The organism is Pseudofrankia coriaricola (assembly GCF_032027725.1).
Taxonomy (GTDB): domain Bacteria; phylum Actinomycetota; class Actinomycetes; order Frankiales; family Frankiaceae; genus Pseudofrankia.
In genome coordinates, this window is the sequence record NZ_JASNFO010000082.1 from 1 (window position 1) to 24,410 (window position 24,410).

General features: G+C 72.2%; 17 protein-coding genes and 4 tRNA genes. 5 read left to right on the top strand and 16 right to left on the bottom strand.

From position 1 onward, the window contains the following. Positions 1-231: 231 nt before the first annotated feature. From QOZ89_RS35000 to pgsA, 7 genes are all read right to left on the bottom strand, one after another. Complete coding sequence (locus QOZ89_RS35000; RefSeq protein WP_312628088.1) at positions 232-987, bottom strand: YebC/PmpR family DNA-binding transcriptional regulator; 756 nt, start codon at positions 985-987, stop codon at positions 232-234. Between the two features lie 480 nt (positions 988-1,467). Further along, a complete protein-coding gene (gene pdxT, locus QOZ89_RS35005; protein ID WP_071052867.1) occupies positions 1,468-2,073 on the bottom strand; it encodes a pyridoxal 5'-phosphate synthase glutaminase subunit PdxT in 606 nt (201 codons plus the stop codon). 172 nt (positions 2,074-2,245) lie between these two features. Then, entirely contained in the window at positions 2,246-3,190 is a 945-nt protein-coding gene (gene pdxS / locus QOZ89_RS35010; RefSeq protein WP_071052868.1) for a pyridoxal 5'-phosphate synthase lyase subunit PdxS, read from the bottom strand. Positions 3,191-3,562: 372 nt separating this feature from the next. Beyond that, positions 3,563-4,144 carry a hypothetical protein gene (locus tag QOZ89_RS35015; RefSeq protein WP_071052869.1) on the bottom strand — a complete coding sequence of 194 codons (582 nt, stop codon included), beginning with the start codon at positions 4,142-4,144 and terminating at the stop codon, positions 3,563-3,565. Positions 4,145-4,222: 78 nt separating this feature from the next. After that, the gene (locus tag QOZ89_RS35020; protein WP_071052870.1) at positions 4,223-5,362 is read right to left on the bottom strand and encodes a glycosyltransferase family 4 protein; all 1,140 of its coding nucleotides are present in this window, start codon (positions 5,360-5,362) and stop codon (positions 4,223-4,225) included. Then, positions 5,359-6,333 (bottom strand): phosphatidylinositol mannoside acyltransferase, encoded by a 975-nt coding sequence (locus tag QOZ89_RS35025; RefSeq protein ID WP_083419719.1) that lies wholly within the window; start codon positions 6,331-6,333, stop codon positions 5,359-5,361. The genes QOZ89_RS35020 and QOZ89_RS35025 overlap by 4 nt, the downstream gene beginning before the upstream one ends. Positions 6,334-6,350: 17 nt before the next feature. Next, entirely contained in the window at positions 6,351-7,172 is an 822-nt protein-coding gene (gene pgsA, locus QOZ89_RS35030) for a phosphatidylinositol phosphate synthase (RefSeq protein ID WP_083419724.1), read from the bottom strand. A gap of 926 nt (positions 7,173-8,098) precedes the next feature. On the opposite strand from pgsA, the gene QOZ89_RS35035 reads away from it, so the two are divergent. Then, a complete protein-coding gene (locus QOZ89_RS35035) occupies positions 8,099-10,216 on the top strand; it encodes an elongation factor G-like protein EF-G2 (RefSeq protein ID WP_312628100.1) in 2,118 nt (705 codons plus the stop codon). A 61-nt stretch (positions 10,217-10,277) separates the two neighbouring features. Here the strand turns inward: QOZ89_RS35035 and QOZ89_RS35040 are convergent, their stop codons facing one another. Then, the gene (locus QOZ89_RS35040; RefSeq protein ID WP_071052884.1) at positions 10,278-10,790 is read right to left on the bottom strand and encodes an HIT family protein; all 513 of its coding nucleotides are present in this window, start codon (positions 10,788-10,790) and stop codon (positions 10,278-10,280) included. An 868-nt stretch (positions 10,791-11,658) separates the two neighbouring features. Beyond that, positions 11,659-11,730: transfer RNA gene (locus QOZ89_RS35045), tRNA-Val, on the bottom strand. 605 nt (positions 11,731-12,335) lie between these two features. On the opposite strand from QOZ89_RS35045, the gene QOZ89_RS35050 reads away from it, so the two are divergent. Further along, positions 12,336-12,767 (top strand): SsgA family sporulation/cell division regulator, encoded by a 432-nt coding sequence (locus QOZ89_RS35050; RefSeq protein WP_007520135.1) that lies wholly within the window; start codon positions 12,336-12,338, stop codon positions 12,765-12,767. A 659-nt stretch (positions 12,768-13,426) separates the two neighbouring features. On the opposite strand, the gene QOZ89_RS35055 is transcribed toward QOZ89_RS35050, so the two are convergent. The 5 genes from QOZ89_RS35055 to QOZ89_RS35075 all read right to left on the bottom strand — a co-directional run bounded on the left by QOZ89_RS35055 (position 13,427) and on the right by QOZ89_RS35075 (position 16,475). Beyond that, positions 13,427-13,498: transfer RNA gene (locus tag QOZ89_RS35055), tRNA-Val, on the bottom strand. Positions 13,499-13,527: 29 nt separating this feature from the next. Next, positions 13,528-13,599 (bottom strand) — tRNA-Cys (locus tag QOZ89_RS35060). A 45-nt stretch (positions 13,600-13,644) separates the two neighbouring features. Continuing rightward, a tRNA-Gly gene (locus tag QOZ89_RS35065) sits at positions 13,645-13,717 on the bottom strand. An 840-nt stretch (positions 13,718-14,557) separates the two neighbouring features. Next, positions 14,558-15,523 carry an N-acetylmuramoyl-L-alanine amidase gene (locus QOZ89_RS35070; protein ID WP_071052872.1) on the bottom strand — a complete coding sequence of 322 codons (966 nt, stop codon included), beginning with the start codon at positions 15,521-15,523 and terminating at the stop codon, positions 14,558-14,560. 139 nt (positions 15,524-15,662) lie between these two features. Beyond that, positions 15,663-16,475 carry a DUF3097 domain-containing protein gene (locus tag QOZ89_RS35075; protein ID WP_312628114.1) on the bottom strand — a complete coding sequence of 271 codons (813 nt, stop codon included), beginning with the start codon at positions 16,473-16,475 and terminating at the stop codon, positions 15,663-15,665. Positions 16,476-16,547: 72 nt separating this feature from the next. Between QOZ89_RS35075 and QOZ89_RS35080 the strand changes: the two genes are divergently transcribed. Further along, the gene (locus tag QOZ89_RS35080) at positions 16,548-17,165 is read left to right on the top strand and encodes an isochorismatase family protein (protein ID WP_071052874.1); all 618 of its coding nucleotides are present in this window, start codon (positions 16,548-16,550) and stop codon (positions 17,163-17,165) included. Between the two features lie 135 nt (positions 17,166-17,300). Here QOZ89_RS35080 and QOZ89_RS35085 read toward each other — a convergent pair whose 3' ends face one another. Both QOZ89_RS35085 and QOZ89_RS35090 read right to left on the bottom strand, forming a co-directional pair. Then, entirely contained in the window at positions 17,301-17,594 is a 294-nt protein-coding gene (locus QOZ89_RS35085; protein WP_071052875.1) for a DUF4193 domain-containing protein, read from the bottom strand. Between the two features lie 747 nt (positions 17,595-18,341). Further along, the gene (locus tag QOZ89_RS35090) at positions 18,342-18,872 is read right to left on the bottom strand and encodes a DUF3145 domain-containing protein (protein WP_071052885.1); all 531 of its coding nucleotides are present in this window, start codon (positions 18,870-18,872) and stop codon (positions 18,342-18,344) included. Between the two features lie 424 nt (positions 18,873-19,296). On the opposite strand from QOZ89_RS35090, the gene glgX reads away from it, so the two are divergent. Further along, entirely contained in the window at positions 19,297-21,480 is a 2,184-nt protein-coding gene (gene glgX, locus QOZ89_RS35095; RefSeq protein WP_071052876.1) for a glycogen debranching protein GlgX, read from the top strand. 317 nt (positions 21,481-21,797) lie between these two features. Further along, complete coding sequence (treY, locus tag QOZ89_RS35100) at positions 21,798-24,344, top strand: malto-oligosyltrehalose synthase (RefSeq protein WP_312628130.1); 2,547 nt, start codon at positions 21,798-21,800, stop codon at positions 24,342-24,344. Positions 24,345-24,410 lie beyond the last annotated feature (66 nt).

Here is a 24,410-nt window from a genome sequence, read left to right on the forward strand (position 1 = left end):
CGGGCCCCCGCGGAGGCCCGGCCACGGAGCGAAGCGAACGTGGTTGGGCCGCAGCGGAGGTCGCCGGAGCGCACGTGAGCGCAGGAGGACGGCGCGCGGAGGTCCCGTGGGAGCGAAGCGAGTACGGGGCCGTAGCGCGCCGCCCGCACGGAGCGAACCAGCAACAACCTTCTGCCCCGACCCCGCCCGACACTGGTCAAGGCTTTCTCCAGTCAACCCCGCCCCCGCTACCTAACCCGCGACGAGCTCCATGATCTCGTCGGAGATGTCGGCGTTGAACCAGACGGACTGGACGTCGTCGAGGTCCTCAAGGGCATCGACGATCTTGAGCACCTTGCGGGCGGGCTCGGCCTCCAGCGGCACGCTGACGCTCGGGAGCCAGGAGATCTCGGCGGAGTCCACCGTCAGGCCCGCGTCCGTCGCCGCGACCCGCACCGTGTGCAGGTCGGTGGCCTCGGCGACCACCTCGAAGGCCTCACCGAGATCGTTGACCTCGTCGGCGCCGGCGTCGAGGACCGCCAGCAGCACGTCGTCCTCGGTCAGCCCCGCGGTCTTGGTGACCAGCACGACGCCCTTGCGGTTGAACAGGTAGGCGACCGAACCCGGGTCGGCGATCGTGCCGCCGTTGCGGGTGACGGCCACCCGGACGTCGGAGGCGGCACGGTTGCGGTTGTCGGTGAGGCACTCGACCATCACCGCGACCCCGCTCGGGCCGTACGCCTCGTAGGTGATCGACTCGTAGGTCACGCCGCCGGCCAGCTCGCCGGAGCCGCGTTTGACCGCCCGCTCGATGTTGTCGTTCGGCACCGACTGCGACTTCGCCTTCGCGATCGCGTCGGCGAGGGTGGGGTTACCGGCCGGGTCTCCGCCGCCGGTCTTCGCGGCCACCTCGATCGTCTTGATCAGCTTGGCGAACAGCTTGCCACGACGGGCGTCGATGACCGCCTTCTTGTGCTTCGTGGTCGCCCACTTGGAGTGACCGCTCATGCCTGCCCCTCTGTTGACCCAACGCCTCCAGCGACGCGACGATGCAGCACGGTCGCGCCTCCTTCGGCCAGTCCGTCGGCCCGGCCGTTCCCGGCACGGGAAACTTCATGATCGCACAAGGCTGGTGGGTGCGCGAGAATGGCGGAGCCTCGCGCACCTGAGGCCAAGTTCTGGCTGTCAGGCCGGGCGGGCACCAATGCCGGCCGACCGGGTGAACGTAGTGTTTCCTCCTACCATCTTTGCAACGACCTCGGGTCGCCCAGCCCCTCGGGTCGCCCAGCCCCTCGGGTCGCCCAGCCCCTCGGGTCGAGCGAAGCTCGACGACCGGGAACGGCCCGCGGAGCGCCGTCGCCGGCGTCCTGGGAGCCGGCCGGGGCGCCTCACCCACCGCGGGCTGGGTGAAACCGTGCCGGCCGCCCGCCATCCCGCGGGCCACGACGGGCCACCGCGGGCCAGGGGACGGCCCGGCGCCGGGCGCCGTCAGCCCCGCGCGGGCCGGCGGGCCACCAGGTCGACGAACAGCTCGTGCATCCGAATGTCCCCCGTCAGCTCCGGGTGGAACGACGTCGCCAGCAGGTGGCCCTGCCGGACCGCCACAGGGTGTTCCCCGACTCTGGCGAGGATCGTCACCCCATCTCCGGCCTTCTCCACCCATGGCGCGCGGATGAACACGGCGTGCAGCGGCGGGCCGGTCAGGCCCTCGACCTCCAGGTCGGCCTCGAACGAGTCGACCTGCCGGCCGAAGGCGTTGCGCCGCACGACGACGTCGAGCCCGCCGATCAGCGGCTGGTCCGGGCGGCCGTCGAGCACGTCCTGAGCGAGCAGGATCATCCCGGCGCACGAGCCGTACACCGGCAGGCCGTCGCCGACCGCGGCGCGCAGCGGCTCGAGCAGCCCGAAGATCCGCAGCAGCCGCCCGATCGCCGTCGACTCCCCGCCCGGCAGGACGAGCCCGTCGACGGCGGCGAGCTCCTCGGGCCGGCGCACCTCGACCGCCTCCGCCCCGGCCGCCGCCAGCGCCCGGGCATGCTCCCGCACGTCCCCCTGCAGCGCCAGCACCCCGATGCGGGCATTGGTCGAAGTCACGTCCGCCTCTCTGGCCGCGCGAAGCGCGGCATCGGGGGGTCCGGGGCCCCGGGGTCCCCGAGGATCCGCGGCAGCGGATCTCCGGGGGAGGTGTCCCCCCGGGTCGACATCGCGGGCACTGGGGAACCTGCCCGAAGGGCAGCGAACAGGGGTGTCCGCCTCGCCGCCGAGCTCACCACCCGCGGTCGGCGTAGCGGGCCGCCGCGGGCAGCTCGCCCACGTTGATGCCGACCATGGCCTCGCCGAGACCGCGGGAGACCTTGGCGATCACACCGGGGTCGTTGTACATCGTCGTCGCCTCGACGATCGCCCGCGCCCGCTTGGCCGGGTCGCCGGACTTGAAGATGCCGGAGCCGACGAACACGCCGTCGGCGCCGAGCTGCATCATCAGTGCCGCGTCCGCCGGGGTGGCGATGCCGCCGGCGGTGAACAGCACGACCGGCAGCTTGCCGAGCCGGGCCACCTCCGCGACCAGGTCATGCGGCGCGCGCAGCTCCTTGGCGGCGGCGTAGAGCTCGTCCGCGGGCAGCGTCGACAGCCGGGCGATCTCCCCGCGGATCGTGCGCATGTGCACGACGGCGTTGGACACCTCGCCGGTGCCCGCCTCGCCCTTCGAGCGGATCATCGCGGCGCCCTCGGAGATCCGCCGCAACGCCTCGCCCAGGTTCGTCGCGCCGCAGACGAACGGGACCGTGAACGCCCACTTGTCGATGTGGTGGTGCGGGTCGGCCGGGGTGAGCACCTCGGACTCGTCGACGTAGTCGACGCCCAGAGCCTGCAGCACCTGCGCCTCGACGAAGTGCCCGATCCGGGCCTTCGCCATGACCGGGATGGAGACGGCCTCGACGATCCCCTGGATCATGTCAGGATCGCTCATCCGGGCGACGCCGCCCTGGGCGCGGATGTCGGCGGGGACCCGCTCGAGCGCCATCACGGCGACGGCCCCGGCGTCCTCGGCGATCTTGGCCTGCTCAGGTGTGACCACGTCCATGATCACACCACCCTTGAGCATCTCGGCCATGCCGCGCTTCACGGGCATGGTGCCGGCCTGCCTCGCCGGCCCGGCGGGCGCGGGGACTCCGGCGGGCGTTCCAGCTGGCGTAGCTCCGGCAGGCATGGCGGTCCGTCTCTCTCGGGTGTCCTCGTCACGGTCAGGTGCTCCGGTCATGTCCCGCGCCGGTCGGCCCTCGGCCGTGGCGGCCGCGTGCCTCCTGTCGTCCCGACGGACCACAGAACCCGCGCGTCGGGGCCGGACAGGGCAGGCATTGGAAGGCGGTTCGGGGCTTTGCCCCAGCCCTCGGCCGGCCTTCCCGACCGGCCTCAGGTGATCCCCGGCCGGCCGCCACGGCCAGCCCTCACCGCGCCCCGGGCGGACATACCACCACCATGGTACGGCCGGACGCCGCACCCGACCCTCATCACGACACGTCCCGCTGATCACTCCCGGCGGCTGGCGCCCCCGGCCACTCCGCCGCTCCGGCCACCACCGCTATATGGCTCCGCCCGGAACCACCCGGGTCGGGCGCCCAATGCCCGGCGGCGGGGCGCCCAGCGGCCCGCCCCGTGCCGGCAGGGCGTCGTCGATCTCGAAGTAGGCCGGCAGCGGGCGCCGGCTGCCCAGGCGCGTCATCCGCACCAGGCGCCGGCCACGCAGCGCCCGCAGGTCGCGCACCGCGTCGTTGTGCAGCTGGCGGGCAAGCGCCACCCGGGCCGCCGCCGAGTCGACGGCGTGCAGTAGCTCAGGGGCACCCTGGCCGGCGCTGCCCACCTCGGGCGCGCGCAGCGCACGGCTGAGCTCGTTCTCCGTGTCCTCGACGCCGTTGTCCAGCGACGCGCCGGCCCGCAGCGCCGCATGCCCGGCCAGCGCCTGCTCGGCCGCCGCTGCCAGCGAGACGAGCCCGCGGCTTTCGGCCAGTGCGACCGCCGCCTGGGCGCGGGCGGCGAGCTGGGCGACCAGCCCGGCCCGGGCCGCGTCCACCCGGACGCCGAGCCGGTCGAGGCGACGGGCGATCCAGGTGAGGTAGGTCGCGATCGCCACCACGACGGCGACCACGGCCACGACGACTGTCATTCCGGGCAGCGTAGACGACCAGGCGACCGCCCGGCCCGGGACGTCCCAAGCATCACAGAACCTTCCGCCCAGGAAGGTTCAGGCGTCCGCGGCGGAGGCCAGGGAGACGGGGTCTGCGCCGGCGGTGACCATGCGGTAGATGTCGACGATCGACTCGACGATCACCGGCCAGTCGTAGCCGGCGACGAGGGCCCGGCCGCGCCGGGCGAGCGCGGCGCGCGCCGCGTCGTCGCCGAGCAGGTCGGCGAGCCCCGCGGCGAGCTGGGCCGGCTCGCCGACGCCGAACAGCCGCCCCGCCCTGCCGTCGTCCAGCACCCGGCGGAACGCGTCGAGGTCGCTGGCCATGACGGGGGTTCCCGCCGCCATCGCCTCCAGCAGCACGATGCCGAAGCTCTCCTGGCCGGTGTTCGGCGCGCAGTACACGTCGGCGGAGGCGAACACCCGGGCCTTGTCCTCCCCCGGCACGAGGCCGACGAGGTCCACCCGGTCACGCAGCGGTGGGTCGAGCCGGGATCGCACCGCCGCCACGTCACCCGGGCCGGCGACAAGCAGGCGCACGCCCGGCACCCGGCGGGCGAGTTCCGGGAGCGCGGCGAGCAGTACGTCCAGCCCCTTGCGGGGCTCGTCGATGCGCCCGAGGAAGCACACGGTGTGCCGCGGCGGCTCGTAGCCGGGCAGCGGGCGGGCGTCCGCGAACGCGGCGACGCGCACCCCGTTCGGGATCAGTACCGCGCTGGTGCCGAGATGCTCGACGATCGTGCGCCTGGCCGCCTCGGAGACGGCGATCCGGGCTCGCAGTTTCTCCAGCGATGGCTGGAGGGCGCCCTGGGCGGCGGTGAGGATCTTCGAACGCGGGTTGGCCGTGTGGAAGGTGCCGATGATCGGGCCGTCGGCGAGCATGCAGGCGAGCAGGCCGACGCTCGGAGCGGTCGGCTCGTGGACGTGCAGCACGTCGAAGTCGTGCTCACGCAGCCAGCGGCGCACCCGCGTCGCCGAGACCGGGCCCATCAGCACCCGGGACACCGAGCCGTTGTACGGCACCGGCAGCGCACGGCCGGCGTCGACGGCGTAGGGCGGCAGCGCGTCCGCGTCGTCGACCGGAGTGATCACCGACACCTCGTGCCCGGCCGCGATCAGCGTCTCCGCCAGGTCCCGGACGTGGACCTGCACCCCGCCCGGGACGTCCCAGGTGTAAGGACAGGCCAGCCCGACCCTCACCGCTCTCCCGGCCCCGACGGGCCGCCGTTCCCGCCGGCCTCGACGTCACCGTTCCCACCGGCCGCGCCACCGGGCGCCGCCTGGCCGGCGGCCCGCTCCGGCGCCGCCCCGTCCGGCTCGTCCAGCCAGACACGCTGCAGCATGTGCCAGTCGGCCGGGTGCTCGACGATGACCGCCGCGAACGCGTCGGCCATTTCCTGGGTCATCGTCGCCACGTCGGTGTGCTCGACGGGCGGGAAGATCCGCCCGCGCCACGCCTTTCCCTCGAACCAGAGCGTGGTCGGCAGCAACGCGGCGCCGGTGCGCAGCGCGAGCGCCGCCGGCCCCGCCGCCATCCGCGCCGACGCGCCGAAGAAGTCCACGGGCACACCGCGCGCGGACAGGTCCCGGTCGGCCAGCAGGCAGAGGCAGCCGCCGGCCAGGAGCCGCTCGATGAGCAGCGCCGACGGCGGCTCGGCGCCGCCGGTGAGCGGGATGACCTCCATCCCGAGCGACTCGCGGAACGCGACGAACCGGTCGAACAGCGACTCAGGCTTCAGCCGCTCGGCGACGGTGGTGAAGGGCACGCCGGTGCCCGCGAGCCAGGCGCCGGCCTGCTCCCAGTTCCCCATGTGCGGCAGCGCCAGGATCATGCCCTTGCCGGCGGCGTACGCGTCGCGCAGGTAGTGCTCGTCGTGGATGAACATGTCCCCGATGTAGCGCTCGGGCGGCATGTCCTGGAGCCGGAAGACCTCGAGCCAGTAGCGCGCGTACGAGCGCATTGCGGCCTTCGTCAGTGCGTCGAGGTCGGTGCCGTCGGGCACGGCGTGCGCGAGGTTCGACCGCAGCCGCCGCACTCCCTTGCCACCGCGGCGGGTAGCCCAGTCGGCCCCGGCGGCGAAACCGCGCGCGGCGAGCCGCTCGGGCAGCGCGCGCACGACCCGCCAGCCCACGGCATAGGTGAGGTCGGTGAACCGTCCGGAGGAGGGCACGGGACGCGGCCCCCGGTTCAGCCGGCCGAGGTGACCGGACCGGCCGCCTCGACACCGACGACCGCGCCGACCACGGCCCTCTGGCCCACCGGGCCGGCGGCCCGATCAGCCGAAGCCCCGTAAGCGGGCGCCCCGTTGGCCGCCGCCCCGTTGGCCGAGGGCTGGTCAGCCGAAGGCTCGCCAGCCGGCAGGGCGTCGGCGCCCGCGGCCTCCGGCGACGCGGCACCCGCGCCGCCGGAACGCTGGAACTGCCGGTACACGTGCCAGATCCGCTGGATGACCGTGATGACGGTCGCCGCGGCGAGCACCCACAGCGCGATCGGCAGCAGGTACGGCACACCGAGGCCATAGAGGCCAGAGGCGACGAGCAGGACAAGCAGCCGCTCGCCGCGCTCGGCGAGGCCGACGTTGCAGGTGAAACCGAGGCTTTCCGCCCGCGCCTTGACGTAGGACGTGACGGCGGCCGCGACCAGGCTGATCAGCGCCGCCCCGGCCAGCGGCAACGAGTCGCCGTCGCCCGCGTACCAGATCACCAGGGAGCCGAAGACCGCGCCGTCGCCCAGCCGGTCGGAGGTGGAGTCGAGGAAGGCGCCCCACTTCGACGAGATCCCGCGAGCCCGAGCGATCGCGCCGTCGATGAGATCCGAGAAGACGAACAGCGTGATCACGATGGTGCCGAGGAAGAACACGCCCCGGGTAAAGAAGCCGAGCGCGCCGCCGACCACTCCGACCGTGCCGATGATCGTCACCAGGTCCGGGGAGAGCGACGTCCTGGCCGCCCATCGGCTGAACGGCTCCAGCAGCCGGTTGATCTGCGGCCGCGCCTTGCTAGCGAGCATGTCCGTCCCGTCGTGTCCGGCGCGGTGTTCTTCGCGCGGGTTCACTGTATTGCTGGTTCGCTCCGTCCGGGCACGGCGCTACGGCCCCTTCCTTGCTTCGCTGCGGAAGGGACCTCCGCGCCGCGGGGTTCCTGCCGGATCGACGGAGCCTGCGGAGTCGATCTGGGAGGTCCGCCTCCTCCGCTCACGGGCGCTCCGGCGACCTCGCTGCGGCCCGCCTACATCGCTGCGCTCGTAGGCGGGCCTCCGCGAGGCGCGCCTCCGCGCCCAGCACGGTCACCCGCCGATGGAGCGTCACGGACCGGGCCAGGGGGGTGGTGTCGGAAGCACTTCGCTGCGCTCGTGCGGTGGGTTTCGCGTCCGAGCGGTGGCTTCCGCAGGGATCTAGCTTCGGGTCAGGCCCGGTCTTGGATTGGTGATGTTGCGGCGGCACGCAACCGGGCTGGCGCGGAGGCGCGCCTGCGCGGAGGCCCGGCCCACGAGCGAAGCGACGTGGGTTGGGCCGCAGCGCAGGTCGCCGGAGCGCACGTGAGCGGAGGAGGACACGGCGCGGAGTGGTCGTCCGAGCCGCCAGGCGAGGACGGCCGCGGAGCGCCGTGCCCGCACGGAGCGAACCATGACAACCTTCCCGCCCGACCCCAGGCTTGTCCCAGAGCGAACCACCGGACTTGTGCTTTAGGTCACATGAGCGCAGGCTGGGCGGCGACGTCAGTACCCGTCCGAGCGCAGGAGGCCAAAGGAGGCGCGAACGAACATGCTCTTTCTTTCCGCGCGCGGCGGCCCCCGCCCCCTGGAACGCAGGCCCCCGGAACGTCGGCTCATGACGCGCTAAGGCCAAAGGGCGCGCGATCATGGCGTAGCGGCGCGCCCGGAGGCTCCGTGGCCTGAAACCTGGGGCGCTCGGCAGGACCCGAACGGAGGCCGAGATGCCGTCTGCCGCGGCTAATGTCCGCAACGTCGTCCTCGTGGGTCACACCGGCGCGGGAAAGACCGCGCTGGTCGAGGACCTGCTCACCGTGACCGGCGCCGCGAGCGCCGGGCAGAGCCGCGAGCAGGCCCGCCACGGGGACGGCGAGCACCGTTCGACCCGCGGGATCAGCCTCACGCTGTCCGCGTTGCGCCATCGAAACATGACGATCAACCTGCTGGACACCCCCGGCTACCCGGACTTCGTCGGCGAGCTGCGCGCCGGGCTGCGCGCCGCCGACGCCGCGCTGTTCATCGTCAGCGCGGTCGACGGCATCGACGGCGCCACCAGGGCGCTGTGGGCCGAGTGCTCGGACGTGAACATGCCACGCGCCGTCGTCGTCACCCGCCTCGACCATCCCAGGGCCGACTTCACCGCCGCCGTCGCCGCCTGCCAGGACGCCTTCGGCACCGGCGTCCTGCCCGTCTTCCTACCCGACGGCGCCGCCCAGGGCGGTGACGAGGCCCGCCTGGTCGGGCTGCTCACCGGCCGCGTCGTCGAGTACGGCCGCGGAGGCCGGCACGAGGTCGACGAGCCCGCCGGGCTCGACGGCACCTTCGAGGCGGCCCGGGGCGCGCTGATCGAGGGCATCATCGCCGAGAGCGAGGACGAGGGCCTGCTCGACCGCTACCTCGGCGGTGAGGAGCTCGACCCCAAGATGCTGCTCGACGACGCCGAGACCGCCATCGCGCACGGCTCCTTCCACCCCGTGCTCCCGTTCGCGCGCGCCACGAACGGCGCCGGCCCGCCCGTCGGCTCGGTCGAGCTGCTCGACATGATGGTCGACGCGTTCCCCTCCCCCGCCGAACACCCGATGCCGCCGCTCACCCGCTGCGACGGGTCGGACTGCCCACGGATCTCCGCCGACCCGGACGGTCCGCTGCTCGCCGAGGTCGTACGCACCACCACCGACCCCTACGTCGGGCGGATGTCGGTCGTGCGGGTCTTCTCCGGCACGCTGCGCCCCGACGCCACGGTGCACGTATCAGGCCACGGGCGCGCCGCCGCCGGCCACCCCGACCACGACGTCGACGAGAAGATCGGCGGGCTGTCGCTGCCCGAGGGCACCGCGCTGCACCCCGTCGACGCCTGCCCGGCCGGCGGCATCTGCGTGGTGACGAAGCTCGGCACCGCCGAGACCGGTGACACCCTCTCCGACCGGGACGACCCACGCCTGCTCGCGCCGTGGGCGATGCCGGAGCCGTTGCTGCCGATCGCGATCGACCCGCGCACCAAGTCCGATGAGGACAAGCTGCCGGGGGCGCTCGCGCGCCTGGCCGCCGAGGACCCGACGGTGACCGTGCGGACGGACACCGAGACCGGGCAGCTGCTGCTGTGGTGCATAGGCGAGGCGCACGCCGACGTGCTGCTCGACCGGCTCGCGAGCCGGTACAGCGTCGACGTCGACCGCGGCGAGCCGCGGATCGCGCTGCGCGAGACCCTGCGCGGCGCGGCACACGGCCTCGGCCGGCACGTCAAGCAGTCCGGCGGGCACGGCCAGTACGCGATCTGCCAGATCGAGGTGGAGCCCCTCCCCGCTGGCTCGGGCCTCCAGTTCATCGACAAGATCGTCGGTGGCGCGGTCCCCCGCTCGTTCATCCCGTCCGTGGAGAAGGGCATCGCCGCCCAGATGGCCAAGGGTGTCACCACCGGCTGCCCGATGGTCGACATCCGGGTCCGCCTCGTCGACGGCAAGGCCCACAGCGTCGACTCGTCCGACATGGCGTTCCAGATCGCCGGCGGCCTCGCCCTGCGCGACGCCGCCGCGAAGGCCGGGGTGGCGCTGCTCGAGCCGATCCTGGAGGTCTCCGTCCTCGTGCCCGACGAGCACGTGGGCGCGGTCATGGGTGACCTCTCGGGCCGCCGCGGCCGCGTGATCGGGATGGAGCCCCTGGGCGCGGGCGACGTCGGTCGCACCGTCATCAGGGCGGAGGTCCCCGAGCTGGAGATGATCCGCTACGCCATCGAGCTGCGTTCCCTTACCCAGGGCACCGGCACCTTCACCCGCTCCCCGGCTCGCTACGAGCCCATGCCCGACCATGTGGCATCCACGATGATCCGCGACCGCGCCAGCTGACCTTCTGCCCCGGTCGAGGCGCCCCCGCCTCGACCGGGCAGAAGGCGGACTCGTACCGCTGTCAGCCCTCGCCGGCGGTCTTCTCCCAGGCGTCGGCGATCAGCGCCCTGGTCTCGCCCAGCAGCGCGGGCAGCACCCTGGTGCCCCCGATCACCGGCATGAAGTTCGTGTCCCCGCCCCAGCGCGGCACCACGTGCTGGTGCACATGCGCCGCGATCCCCGCGCCGGCGACCGACCCGAGGTTCATCCCGGTGTTGAACCCGTGTGCCCCGCTGGCCAGCCGCAGCGCGCGCAGCGCCCGCTGCATGAAGAACGCCATCTCGGTCGTCTCGTCCGGCGTGAGGTCGGCGTAGTCGGCCACGTGCCGGTACGGGACCACCATCAGATGCCCCGCGTTGTACGGGTAGAGGTTGAGCACCGCATAGACCACCGCGCCACGGGCTACCACGAGCCCGTCCTGGTCGGTCATCGCCGGAATCAGGCAGAACGGGCACCCGTCGCTGTCCGACCGCCCCTCGCCTTTGATGTAGGCCATCCGATGCGGTGTGTACAGCCGCCGGAATGCGTCCGGCATCCCGACGCCCGCCTGCTCGTCCAGCCAGATCCCGCTCGGCGTCGAGCCGTCCGCCACCCCGCTCAACCGCCTACCTCACATCCCTGCCATCCCGCACCGCGCCCCCGACCGTACCAGCCCCACTGGCACCGCCAGCCCCACCCGAATCCCGCCTACCTGCCCGCCGGGCAGCCAGTCGCGCGCCCCGACGACTCCGCGGCACCGCTACCCGGATCCGCCACCGGCCGTCCCACTGCCCATCCAGGCCAAGCCCCATACCCGCCGGCAGCCCGCCCCAACCAGGGTGACGCCCGGCCTGCCGCCGTCCCGCCCAGGGTGACCCGCCCCCCTCTCCCGCCCAGACCGGGGCATAGCCCTAGTCGATCAGTGGCCACCAACTCGGCCACCGTTCAGACTCGGACCGACACCCGACCCGAGGAGACTCATGACCCCCGGCCGCCCAAGCGCGACCAAGTCCCCGAGCAAACGGGAAGCCGAAGCAATCCCACCCCTGATTCCGTCCAAAGCCCCGCGACCCGACACACCCATACATCGCCGCACAAGACCAGAACCTCGTCGCGACGCCCCCCTCCAGCACCGCACAAGACCGGATGCCCACGGCGACGCATCCCAACATGGCCCCGCAAGTCCGGAAGTCATGATGACGCACCAAGCACTGCCGTACCAAGCCGGCAGCCCATCGCGCCGCACCCGAAACAACGCCACGCAAGAAACGAGAAAGGCCGCAACGCGCGAAGCGCGAGCGGCCGGGGGTGTCGGGGGGCAAAGCCCCCTGACCCCGGGGGTTCCAGGGGGTCGCCCCCCTGGGTAGACATCGCGGCCGGTGGCGAAGCCGCCCAAAGGCGGCGAGCAGCCGAATCCCGGCTCGTGGGCGTACGTGGTTTCGAACCACGGACCTCTGCCGTGTGAAGGCAGCGCTCTACCCCTGAGCTATACGCCCGCTAGTCGCAGCCGAACTCGATCTCTGGCCGGATGGTCGAGTAGTCCCTGACCGATCATCTCGTCGATCAACCACTCCACCGACCAGTCCCTCGATCGACTGACTGTGGGGCTCAGCTTACACAACCCGATGGGAGGGATGAAACGGCGTGCCGCATGGGCTCCGCGTGGGTCGAGCCTCGCGTCAGGGGCATGTCCGTCCCATGTCTGACTGATGTTCGGTCACTGGGGCTCCTGTGGGCGTTGGTCGGCACTCGCCGTGGTTGAGGACCGCGCCGCGGGGAACGATGTCGGGGCACGGCCACGGCAGTGGGGTCCGTGTCCGGGAGGTTCCCGGTGGGGTCGCAACGAGGACCGACGTCGCCTCCCGGTGGCTCGGACCGACGCCGGCCCCCCGCAACGGGGACCTGACGGATGTGGGCGCCTCTCCCAGAGACTCGCGACGCGGATCTTTGGGGATCCAGGGCTCCCCGGACGGGCAACTCGCCCGAACCGTCGTAACAGATGTTGTCTTGGCATAACCTTGTTTCCTACGAGACGCAGAGTGGGAACTATCTCGTTACACGGGTGCTCGCCCGCACCACCGCACCGCTGAGAGGCCGCCCGATGACTATTCGTCACGATTCGATCACCGCAGAACTCGCCCTCCGGCTCGTCGTGCCAGGGGGTGCCCCGGTCCCAGTCGCCGCGACGGTCCGGTATGAGCCCGACGACCCATATGCGGTCAGCATCGGGTTCCGCACCGGAGCGGACGAGGTCGTCGAGTGGACCTTCGCCCGGCAGCTCCTGAGCGACGGCGTCCGTCGCCCGGCCGGTGACGGGGACGTCCAGGTCTGGCCCGCGGCGCAGTCGGGCGGCAGGATCGTCTGCCTGTCGCTGTCGAGCCCGTCAGGGCACGCCCTGTTCGAGATGCCCCGCTCAGAGGTGCTGGCGTTCCTACGCCGCACCTACGCGGCCGTCCCTCTCGGCAGTGAGAGCGACGTGATCGACCTCGACGCCGAGCTGGCTCTCCTCATCTGGGGTGGCCCCGACCGGTGATGCGCCCGGGTCGGGCGCCGCCAGGGCCCGACCCGCGAATTCCGGTGCGGGCACCGTCCGGCGAACGACATATCGCCAGGCCCGTCCGGTGGGCCCCCACCGGACGGGTTTTTTCGCCCCGCAATCCGGTTGGGCACCACACCGCCGACATGGCGCCACGGCCCAGGCCGCGACCGACGCCGCCGGCTGCTCTCACGATCACCCAGGCCAGACGTCCCGCTCCGGCGTCATCCGGCCGACCCACCACTTCCGGGGTACCGCATCGCCTACGCAGGCAAGCTCATCGAAGCGCCACCAAGTGCCCCAGGCCGACAGCCCTCCGCCGCCAAGCCAACCACCCGCGGCCCCACCAGCCCACCACGACAAACCCACCCCGGCCGGCAAGATCGGCAGCCCATCGCAAATCGCCCAAACACGACCACGCAGAGCCGGCACCTCATCGGGACACACCAAGCGCGGCCATACAAAGCCGGCAGCCCATCGCGCCGCACCCGAAACAACGCCACGCAAGAAACGAGAAAGGCCGCAACACGCGAAGCGCGAGCGGCCGGGGGGCAAAGCCCCCTGACCCGGGGGTTCCAGGGGGTCGCCCCCTTGGGCAGACATCGCGGCCGGTGGCGAAGCCGCCAAAAGGCGGCGAGCAGCCGAATCCCGGCTCGTGGGCGATACTGGGATTGAACCAGTGGCCTCTACCGTGTCAAGGTAGCGCTCTCCCACTGAGCTAATCGCCCGAAAGGGTTTTTACACCCGTGTAAGTGCGAGGCGGAGGCGGGAATCGAACCCGCGTACAGGGCTTTGCAGGCCCTTGCCTAAGCCACTCGGCCACTCCGCCGGAGGAGGCCTTGACGGGCTTGACCTCGTGACCTCGCTACTTCCGAGCGGACGACGGGATTCGAACCCGCGACCCTCACCTTGGCAAGGTGATGCTCTACCAACTGAGCCACGTCCGCGTGCGTTGCCTACTGTACAGGACCGAGATCCTGTCACCATGACCGTGTCTCACGACTCGATCACTAACCGGTAGGTTCGCCGCCCTCCGGAGTCTAGCAGAAGGCCCAGGTTACCCCGGTTTGCCTCCCTTTGCCGCTCCCCATCGGGTGCAAGGTGAACTCTAGCGGACGGCGGGGCCGATCGTCGAACAGCGCGCAAGCGTCGTCCAGATGTTGCGCGATACCCCGCGCCATCGGTCTGTCGTGGGCACCCGAGTGAGGCATCTTGCCCGCTCGGAGCGCCACGCCCGGCCGGTCTCCGCCCACGCGCAAGGCTCGGCCGCCCAGCCCCCATCGTCATCATCACCACCCACCCGAGCCTCAGCACCCCGGCTGCCGCCACTCCGCGGCACCATCGGGTGGTGGCGTCCCGCGGCGCGCACGGTTTGGCTGCCACCAGTCGCGCCGACGCCCTCGAGACCCAGGCTCCACGCCTCAGGTCCCCGCCGCGCCGTCCTCTGTCGGCGAGTTGTGGCGGCTCAGCCCGCCTATGGACGTGCGCATCCGACACAGTCCGCGCGCATCCGACACAGTCCGCATCGCGTCGTCCGACCTGTGTTGGATGCGCACGCCTATGGGCGGGCTGAAGCGACACAGCTCGACCGTCCGGCGGAGCCCGGCGGAACGGTGCCTGAGGCACCGCCGTCGCGAGCCCAGCGGGACAGCCGAGGCCCCTCGCGATAGGCCCCCAGCGGCCGTGTCAGCCGCATACAAGCAGTCACTCTAAGGGATCGACACTGGTAGCGGACCTCGCCCCGACCGTCCGAGAATGACCGGCCGGATGTCGCGCTCCTCAGGCGTTCAGCTCGCGGGTGCGGTGAGGTAGCGGGCGATGCCGGTGGCGATGCCGTCGGCGGCGCGCTGGCGCCAGGCGGGGTCGCTGACGCGCGCCGCGTCAGCCGGGTTGCGCATGTTGGCGCACTCGACGAAGACCTTGGGAACCGTCGACAGGTTCAGGCCGCCCAGATCGGACCGGTCGACGATGCCCTGGTGGGTGGGGAGGTAGTTGGCTGGTGCCTCACCGGTCGAGGACGCGAAGGCGTCGCGCAGCTGGGTCGCCAGCCGCCCGGAGGCGACCACGATGCCGGCGTTCACGCTGTCGGGCGCGCGGTCCGGTGCGATGACGTGGAACCCGAAGCCGTCCGCTGGGCCGCCGTCGGCGTGGATGGAGACGGCGGCGTCGGCGTGCGCGTCGGCGCTGGCCCGGGCACGCGCGTCGACGCACGGGCCGACGCCGGTGTCATTGTTCCTCGTCAGCACGACGGTGGCGCCGCGGTCGCGCAGCAGCTGGGCCGTCCGGTTCGCCACGTCCCAGGTGAATGCGTGCTCCGGGTAGCCGGCGTCGGTGCTCGCGCCGACGGTGTCGCACTCCTTCAGGAAGCCGCCGGCGTCGACCTTGCGGTCGATCTGCGCCGGCGCCGCGCCGTTGCCGCCGTCATGCCCCGGGTCGAGCACGACCACCCGCCCGCGCAGGTCGTCCTCCGGCGGCACCGCGCCGGGGGCCGCGGAGCTGGGAACCACCGGGCTGGGGACCGCCGTCGCCGACGGAACCCCGCCCGGCACCGCCGAGGCGGGCGCGTCGCCAGCCCCGCTCGCGCCGGCCGCGCCGTCCACGGCGGCGTGCCCCGCAGACGGGGCCCCACCGGCCGCGCCGCCCGCCAGCACGGCCACCAGTACCGCCAGGAGCAGCACCACGGCCGCCGTCAGCGCCAGCATGGGCCGCGGTACCCCCCTGCCGGCGGCGAGCGGCGACCGTCCCGCGAGCACGTAACTCCGCTCGCTCTGCCGGGACGGCCCTTTCCGGCGCCCCCCGACCGCCTGCCGCGGTCGCGGCCGCGGCGCCGCGCGGCCACCGGTCGGGCGGCCGCCGCCCGCGGGCGGCGGGCGGCTCCCGGACGGGGAAGGATCAGCCGGTGGTGACAAAGTCAATGAGCTCCTCGACCGCGCGTAGCAGACCCACCTCGAGGTCGCTGTAGCTGTCCACGGACGCCAGCACGCGCCGCCACATCTCGGCGGGTTCGCGCACGCCGAGCGCGCGACACACGCCTTCCTTCCACGGCTGCCCGCGTGGCACCTCGGGCCAGGCCTGGATGCCGACGGAGGCGGGCTTCACCGCCTGCCAGATGTCAACGTAGGGATGGCCCGTCACCAGGATGTGCTCGCCTGTGACGGACGCGGCGATCCGGCTCTCCTTGGAGCCGGCGACCAGGTGGTCGACGAGCACCCCCAGCCGGCGCCCGGCGCCCGGCCGGAACGCCGCCACGATCGCCGGCAGCTCGTCCACTCCGTCGAGGGGTTCCACGACGACGCCCTCGACCCTCAGGTCGTCGCCCCAGACCCGCTCGACGAGCGCCGCGTCGTGCAGGCCCTCGACGTAGATCCGGCCGGCCCTGGCGACCCGCGCCGGCGCGTTCGGCACCGCGACCGAGCCGGACGCGGTCCGCCCGGGACCCGCGGGCGCGGCCCGCCGCGACCGGACCAGAGTCACCCGCCGGCCCTCCAACAGGAACGCCCCGTCTTCCAGTGGGAAGAGGCGGCGGACGCCGAACCGGTCCTCCAACGTGACCCCGGTGGCGTCCAAGCCGACGACGGCGCCGCAGAAACCACTCCCCGCGTCCTCGACGACGAGGTCCGGCTCCGCCTCGACAACGGGTATGGCTGCCGGCGCCTTCTTCGCGGAAGGGGCCAGTACATCCCGGCCATAGTCGCGGCTACGCATACCCGACACCCTAGGATCACAGCACGAGTGACCCCACGCGGGCACACCGGGCGGCACGGGAGGAACACGCCGATGACGACGTATGGCCCTGGGGTCGCGTTGATCGTCGTCGACCTGCAGAACGACTTCGCGACGAGGGAAGGCAGCCTGTACGTCCGTGGCGGCGAGGAGATCGTCGACGCGGTGAATGCGCAGGTGGAGAGGGCGACCGCGGCCGGTTCACCCGTTTTCTGGACGCAGGACTGGCACCCTGAGGTCACGCCGCATTTCGTGACGTCCGGGGGCGTCTGGCCGCCGCACTGCGTGGCCGGGACGGCCGGCGCCGAGTTCCACACCGGTACCCGTGTCACCGGCGAGGTGATCCGCAAGGGTGTCGACGGTGCCGACGGCTACTCGGGGTTCTCGGTGCGCGACCCCAGGTCGGGCGAGCGGACGTCGACCGTGCTTGGTGACCGGCTCGTGGCGGCCGGCTGCGGCCAGGTGGTGGTCGTCGGTCTCGCCGGCGACTACTGCGTCAAGGAAACAGCCCTGGACGCCAGGCGTCTCGGGCTGGACGTCGTCGTCCCGCTCGAGCTCACCCGCTTCGTCAACCTTCAGCCAGGCGACGACGAACGCGCCGTCGCCGAACTGCGCGCCGCGGGCGTCCAGGTGGACACTCCCCCGCTGGCCAGGTCAGACGTCATCTCTTAGGCCGGGCGCGGGTCCCGGGCCGGGGGCGCGGACCTCCCCGATCGGCTTCACCGATCGGCATGGACCTCGGAGCCCCGGCGACCGGGCCTGCGCGGTATGGATGTGCGGTTTCCGTGTCTTGCGGGCGGATGGTCGTTATGCGGCGCAGTCCCGGCAGATCATGCGACGAGCATCTACCAGCTGGCTGCGATGGTGAACCAGGTAGCAGCTGGTGCAGGTGAACTCGTCAGCCTGGCGAGGCAGCACCCGCAGGTTCAGCTCCTCGCCGGACAGGTCAGCTCCGGGCAGGTCGAGCTCGGTCTCGAACGGGTCGACTTCATCACCGAGGTCGGCCGCCGCGTCCGCCCGCCGCGCCTTGAGGGCCTCCAGACTCTGCTCGGGGGCATCCTCGAGATCCGTGGTACGGGGGGTGTCGTAGTCGGTGGCCACTTGATTTCTCCCAGATGGTCGGGGTCCCTGCGAAACCGGCGAGGCCGATTTCGGAGGTCGCGCTCCTCGTGCCCAACCCACAACGCACGACTGTCTGGCAATGTGCCCAGGCTGTGCCCAGGACTTTCCTGTGGCCTTCGCCACACGATACGACCGGGTCACCGCGCAGCGTGGTCGTGCCGGCCCATGGCCGCGCCGCCGCCCCGCGCTCGATGGCCCGTCGGTATCGGCTGAACCTACGCCAGCCCGAAGCCCGACCAGGGCAAGCTGACGTCGTTCTGGCGAGCAATGTACGCAACCCAGCCACCGATGGTGACGCCGCACCAGCCCAGCCGGAGCCAAGTGGCCGCGATGTCGTCCCGCCAACCAACGCACGCACCGCACCCGCCGACGCCGCAGCAACCTGGCAAGGCATCAGCCGGCCACGAAATCGTCCGGCGGACAACGCGCCCACCCCAGCCACCGCCGGTGACGGCGCATCGGCGCAGCGCCAACCCAACCACGTCGTGAACCCGAATCCAGCCCCACCACCGCCATAGGCCAGGGCCCAGAACCACGCAGGGAGCAGGGTTCCTGCCGGATCGCGAAGCGATCTGGGAGGTCAGGCTCAGCGCCCGCGGACCTCCCAGATCGGCTACGCAAGCTCCCGGACCTCCCAGATCGACTCCGCAAGCTCCGTCGATCCGGCAGGAACCCCGGATCCGGCAGGGACCCCGGGCGGGCGGCGCGTCCAGCGCCCGCCGCCCCTTAGCCCGTGCGGCGCAGCCAGGTCACCGGGGCTCCATGGCCGCCGCGGCGCAGCGGCTCGAGCACGTCGTCCCAGTCGGTGCCGAGCAGCCGGTGCAGCCCGCGGGCGAGGGTGTCGCGGCCCTCGCCCCGCTCCAGCAGGGCACGCAGCGCGGCCTCTCCGATGACGACGTCGCCATTGGCGGCGATGCCGACCCGGTGCAGGCCGAGGTCGGGGGTGTAGGAGTAGCGCTCCGCGTCACAGCCGGGCGACGGGCCCTCGACGACCTCGAAGGAGACGTGGCCGAGGCGGCGCAGCCGGGTCGCGAGCCGGCCAGCGGTGGCGGGGGCGCCCCGCCACTCCAGCCCGGCGTAGAGGTTGCCCGGCCGGGCAGGCTGCGGCGACCAGGTGAGTGACACCGTCGCCGACAGTGCGCCGGACACGGCGAACTCCAGGTGTGGGCACAGCGCCGGCGGGCAGGCGAGCACCGACAACATGCCCGGCACCACGTTCGACGCCGAGCTGGATGACAGCCCATGGGCTGACGACATGACCACGGAGTACCTCCGTCGACGAGGAACGCCTTCCCCTTGCGTCTCGTCAGTGGTGGCCTGTTCCGTGTACTGGACGATCGTGCCATGTCGTGGGGGTTGCGGACCACCGGTTTCGCCACCCAAACGAGTTATCTCACCCGCAATCCGGGTGACAGTCCAGCCGAGGTGTCGTCGAGGTCTCCGGCGCGTGTCTGGTCCGTGCCGCCGCGCACCAGCCCGTGCCGGGTCGGGCTCGGCCCGCTTCCGCCGCGGACGGCCCCGTGAGCCACGACACGCTGGTCCTCGTTCGGCGCCACACGGTTCCCCCACCGGCCGATCCCGTTCGCCCAGCGTGCCGCATGCGCTCCTCCGTCCACGGAACACCAGGCGCGCGCACGGGCACCGGACCCATGAGGGGGTAGATTCCGTAGGCTTCGCGGGTATGTCGCAGGTCTGGCCTGGCCACCCCTATCCCCTGGGCGCCACATATGACGGGTCCGGCACCAACTTCGCGATCTTCTCCGAAGTGGCGGAGCGGGTCGAGCTGTGCCTGTTCGACGAGGCGGGCACCGAGCGGCGCGTCGAGCTGCATGAGAAGGACGCCTTCGTCTGGCACGGCTACCTGCCCGGAGTCGGCCCGGGCCAGCGCTACGGCTACCGGGTCCACGGCCCGCACGACCCGGCCCACGGCGTGCGCTGCAACCCGAGCAAGCTGCTGCTCGACCCGTACGCCAAGGCCGTCGACGGTGAGATCGACTGGGACCAGGCGTGCTTCGGCTACACCTTCGGCGACCCGGACAGCCTCAACACCGCGGACTCGGCGCCGCACGTGATGAAGTCGGTGGTGATCAGCCCGTTCTTCGACTGGAACGGCGACCGGCCGCCGCGCACCCCGTACGAGAAGACGGTCATCTACGAGGCGCACGTCCGCGGCCTGACCATGCGCCACCCCGACCTGCCCGACGGCTACCGCGGCACCTATGCCGGCGTCGCCCACCCGCTCATGATCGAGCACTACCAGAAGCTCGGCGTCACCGCCGTCGAGCTCATGCCGGTACACCAGTTCGTACACGACGAGCACCTGGTACGCCAGGGCCTGCGCAACTACTGGGGCTACAACTCGATCGCCTTCCTCGCCCCGCACAACGCCTACTCCGCCTCCGGCGGCCTCGGCCAGCAGGTCCAGGAGTTCAAGGGCATGGTCAGGGACCTGCACAACGCCGGGATCGAGGTGATCCTCGACGTCGTCTACAACCACACCGCGGAGGGCAACCACCTGGGCCCGATACTCTGCTTCCGCGGCATCGACAACGGGGCCTACTACCGGCTCATGGAGGACGACCCGCGGTATTACATGGACTACACCGGCACCGGCAACACGATGCACGTCCGCCACCCGCACGTGCTCCAGCTGATCATGGACTCGTTGCGTTACTGGGCGACGGAGATGCACGTCGACGGTTTCCGGTTCGACCTGGCCGCGACGCTCGCCCGCGAGTTCTACGACGTGGACCGCCTGTCGAGCTTCTTCGACCTGGTGCAGCAGGACCCGGTCGTCTCCCAGGTGAAGCTGATCGCCGAGCCGTGGGACGTCGGTGAGGGCGGCTACCAGGTCGGCAACTTCCCCCCGCTGTGGACCGAGTGGAACGGCAAGTACCGCGACACCGTCCGCGACTTCTGGCGCGGCGCCGACCACGGCATCGCCGAGTTCGCCTCCCGGCTGACCGGCTCCAGCGACCTCTACCAGTTCAACGGCCGCCGCCCGATCGCGTCGATCAACTTCGTCACCGCGCACGACGGCTTCACGCTCGCCGACCTGGTCTCATACAACGGCAAGCACAACGAGGCGAACGGCGAGGAGAACCGGGACGGCTCCGACGACAACCGGTCATGGAACTGCGGGGTCGAGGGGCCGACGGACGACGCGGCGGTGCTCGCGCTGCGCGGGGCGCAGGCCCGTAACCTGCTCACAACGCTGTTCCTGTCCCAGGGGGTGCCAATGCTCGTCGCCGGTGACGAGCTGGGCCGTACCCAGGGCGGCAACAACAACGGCTACTGCCAGGACAACGAGACGAGCTGGGTGGACTGGTCGCTGGCCACCCAGAACGCCGACCTGGAGCGGTTCACCGCCGCGGTGTCGCGGCTGCGCCGTGAACACCCCGTGTTCCGCCGCCGCCGGTTCTTCCACGGCGCCCCGATCCGGGGAACGGGCGACGGCGAGTACGAGGACGGCGCTCCCCCGAAGGACGACGGTGTCCCCCTGAAGGACATCGTGTGGCTGCGCCCGGACGGCGGCGAGATGTCCGACCACGACTGGGAGTCCGGCACGGCGCAGTCGCTGGCGGTGTTCCTCAATGGCCGCGGCATCCCCGACCCGGACGAACGCGGCGAGCCGGTCGTCGACACCTCGTTCCTGATGTTCTTCAACACCCACCACGAGACGGTCAGTTTCCAGGCGCCGCCGGCGGAGCTCGGGGCCAGCTGGGAGATCGTCGTCGACACCCGCGCCGCCGCCGAGCCCCCTGACGGCGACACCCGGGCGAACGCCGGGCCCCACCTGGTCAAGGCCGGCGACGCAATACCCCTCGACGCCCGCTCGACCCTGGTCCTGCGCCGTGCCGACTAAGCCCCCCCACCGATTCGCCCGAGGCACGCGGTCGGTCATGTGCTGCCTTGCGGGGGTCGGTGTGGCAAATCGCAGACCTCCCCGATCGCTAACCTCCCAGCAGACCTCCCAGATCGGCTCCGCCAATCCGGCGGGGACCCCGGGCTCCGCCGATCCGGCAGGGACCCTGTCGCCGATCGGGCAGGATCCCCGGGGACCCCGGCCAACTCGAGCCCATACCGACCGGCGTTGGCGCAGGCGCTTTCACGGCTCGCTCCACCTTGCTCGGGTCCGGGTCGTTGGACCGACCGCCGGTGGGGGGCGGATGGGGGGTCTCGATGAATGACGGCCCGATGGGCGACGAGCGCACCCGGGTCGTGCCGACGTCGACCTACCGGCTCCAGCTGCACCTGGAGTTCAACTTCACCGACGCCGCGGTGATCGTGCCGTACCTGGCGGCGCTCGGCGTCTCGCACCTGTACCTGTCGCCGGTCCTTGAGGCCGCGCCCGGCTCGATGCACGGCTACGACGTCGTCGAGCACGGCCGGATCAGCCCGGAGCTCGGCGGCGTCGGCGGGCTGCGCCGGCTCACCGCCGCCTGCCGGCGGGCGGGGCTGGGCCTCGTCGTCGACGTGGTGCCCAATCACATGGCCATCCCGACCCCACAGACCGCGAACCCCGTCTGGTGGTCGGTGCTGCGCGAGGGCCCCGACTCCCCCTACGCCGGCTGGTTCGACATCGACTGGGCGTCGACGGACAACCCGGGCAAGGTGCTGATGCCGCTGCTCGGCCAGCCGTTGCACGACTGCCTCGAGGCCGACGAGATCACCCTGGTCAGGACCGTCGACGCGGCGGAGACCGGCGCCGGGGACCTCGCCGGGTTCGGCGACGCGGGCGCCGACGATGACGCCGCCGACGGCGACGACTGGGTGATCACCTACTACGACCACGTCCTCCCGGTCGCGCCCGGCACCGCCGACCCGGACGACCTGGCCGGCACGCTCGACGCCCAGTACTACCGGCTGTGCTGGTGGCGCACCGCCGGCACCGAGCTCAACTACCGGCGGTTCTTCGACATCACCACGCTCCCGGCACTGCGCCAGGAGGACCCCGACGTCTTCGCCGCCACCCACCGCCTCCTCATCGACCTGGTCCGCGCCGGCACCGTCGAGGGGTTGCGCATCGACCACCCCGACGGCCTCGCCGACCCGGAGGAGTACCTGCGCCGGCTCTCGGACGCGACCGGCGGGGTGTGGACGGTCGTCGAGAAGATCCTCGAGGGCGACGAGTCACTGCCCGAGGCGTGGGCCTGCGACGGCACCACCGGCTACGAGGCCCTGAACAGGATCACCCGGCTCTTCCTCGACCCGCATGCCGCCCGCCCGCTGGCCGCGCTCTACGCCGAGGTCTCCGGCGAGGCGCCCGACTGGGCGCACACCGCGCACCAGGCCAAGCTGGACGTGCTGGACAACGTGCTGCGCCCCGAGCTGGACCGGCTGACGGCGCTCGCGCTCACCGAGGCCCGCCGGGACCGCGCCGACCTGACCCGCACCGGCCTGCGCGAGGCGCTGCGCGAGGTGCTCGCCGGCTTCGGCGTCTACCGGGCCTACCTCCGCCCCGACGGCACGCCGTCGCTGGAGGCCCGCTCGCACGTCGTCCGGGCCTGCGAGGAGGCCCGCCGCAGGCTCCCGCGCCGCGCCACCGAGATCGACCTGATCGAGGACCTGGCGCTCGGCGGCCCGGCGGAGTTCGTCGTCCGCTTCCAGCAGACCTGCGGCCCGGTGATGGCCAAGGGTGTCGAGGACACCGCGTTCTACCGGTTCGGCCAAGTGGTCGCGCTCAACGAGGTAGGTGGTGACCCGGGTGCCTACCCGGCCTTCCCGCCCGGCCATCCGCGCAGCGCCGTCCACGAGTTCCACGAGGCCAACGTCACGACGGCGCGGACCTGGCCGCTGACGATGACGACGCTGTCCACCCACGACACCAAACGCTCTGAGGACGTCCGAGCGCGCCTCGCGGTCCTCTCGGAGGACCCGCGCGGCTGGGCGGACGTGGTCCGCCAGCTCGGCCGGCTCGGCTACCGGCACACCGACGCCGAGCGCGGCTGGCCGGACCCGGTCACCGTCTACCACCTGATCCAGACCCTGGTCGGCGCATGGCCGATCTCCGCGGAGCGGGTCCGCGAGTACATGCTCAAGGCGGTCCGCGAGGCCAAGGTGCACACCTCGTGGAGCGACCAGGACCCCTCGTACGAGAACGCGCTCACCACCTACGTCGACGCGGCCCTCGAGGACCCGGACTTCGTCGCCGCGCTGGAGAACTACGTCTCCACGATCGTCGAGCTCGGCCGGCAGAACTCGCTGGCGGCCCGGCTGCTGCAGCTCACCGCGCCCGGCGTCCCGGACGTCTACCAGGGCCAGGAGCTGTGGGACCACTCGCTGGTCGACCCGGACAACCGTCGGCCGGTGAACTTCGGGGAGCGCACCAAGTTGCTCGGCGAGCTCGGCACCGACCCGGTGCCGCGGCGCCCGCCGTCGCTCGACGACACCGGCGCCGCCAAGCTCCTGGTGGTTTCCCGGGCGCTGCGGGTGCGCCGCGAGCACCCCGAGTGGTTCGGGCCGGGGTCGTCCTACCGGCCCCTGTGGGCGTCGGGCTCGGCGGCCGAGCACCTGGTGGCGTTCACGAGGGCCGAGTCCGTGGTGACCGTGGTGCCCCGGCTGGTGCTGGGCCTACGCCGCGGCGGCGGCTGGCGCGACACCACGCTCACCCTGCCCGACGGCCGCTGGCTCGACGTCCTCACCGGCCGCCGCCACGACGGTGGTACCGCCTACGTCCTGCGCCTACTGCGCGACTTCCCCGTCACCATGCTCATCCGCGTCCCCTGAGCCGATCCCAGCCCCGGCCCTCTGCCGCTGCTGGAGGCCACCAGGCCCAAGACCAGTCAGACGCCA

Coding starts and splice junctions, on each gene's coding strand:
- glgX (WP_071052876.1), top strand. CDS start 19,297: ATGTCGCAGGTCTGGCCTGGCCACCCCTATCCCCTGGGCGCCACATAT.
- QOZ89_RS35050 (WP_007520135.1), top strand. CDS start 12,336: ATGACTATTCGTCACGATTCGATCACCGCAGAACTCGCCCTCCGGCTC.
- QOZ89_RS35080 (WP_071052874.1), top strand. CDS start 16,548: ATGACGACGTATGGCCCTGGGGTCGCGTTGATCGTCGTCGACCTGCAG.
- QOZ89_RS35040 (WP_071052884.1), bottom strand. CDS start 10,790: ATGCCGGACGCATTCCGGCGGCTGTACACACCGCATCGGATGGCCTAC.
- QOZ89_RS35035 (WP_312628100.1), top strand. CDS start 8,099: ATGCCGTCTGCCGCGGCTAATGTCCGCAACGTCGTCCTCGTGGGTCAC.
- QOZ89_RS35090 (WP_071052885.1), bottom strand. CDS start 18,872: ATGTCGTCAGCCCATGGGCTGTCATCCAGCTCGGCGTCGAACGTGGTG.
- pdxS (WP_071052868.1), bottom strand. CDS start 3,190: ATGCCTGCCGGAGCTACGCCAGCTGGAACGCCCGCCGGAGTCCCCGCG.
- QOZ89_RS35015 (WP_071052869.1), bottom strand. CDS start 4,144: ATGACAGTCGTCGTGGCCGTGGTCGCCGTCGTGGTGGCGATCGCGACC.
- QOZ89_RS35000 (WP_312628088.1), bottom strand. CDS start 987: ATGAGCGGTCACTCCAAGTGGGCGACCACGAAGCACAAGAAGGCGGTC.
- treY (WP_312628130.1), top strand. CDS start 21,798: ATGAATGACGGCCCGATGGGCGACGAGCGCACCCGGGTCGTGCCGACG.
- QOZ89_RS35075 (WP_312628114.1), bottom strand. CDS start 16,475: ATGCGTAGCCGCGACTATGGCCGGGATGTACTGGCCCCTTCCGCGAAG.
- pgsA (WP_083419724.1), bottom strand. CDS start 7,172: ATGCTCGCTAGCAAGGCGCGGCCGCAGATCAACCGGCTGCTGGAGCCG.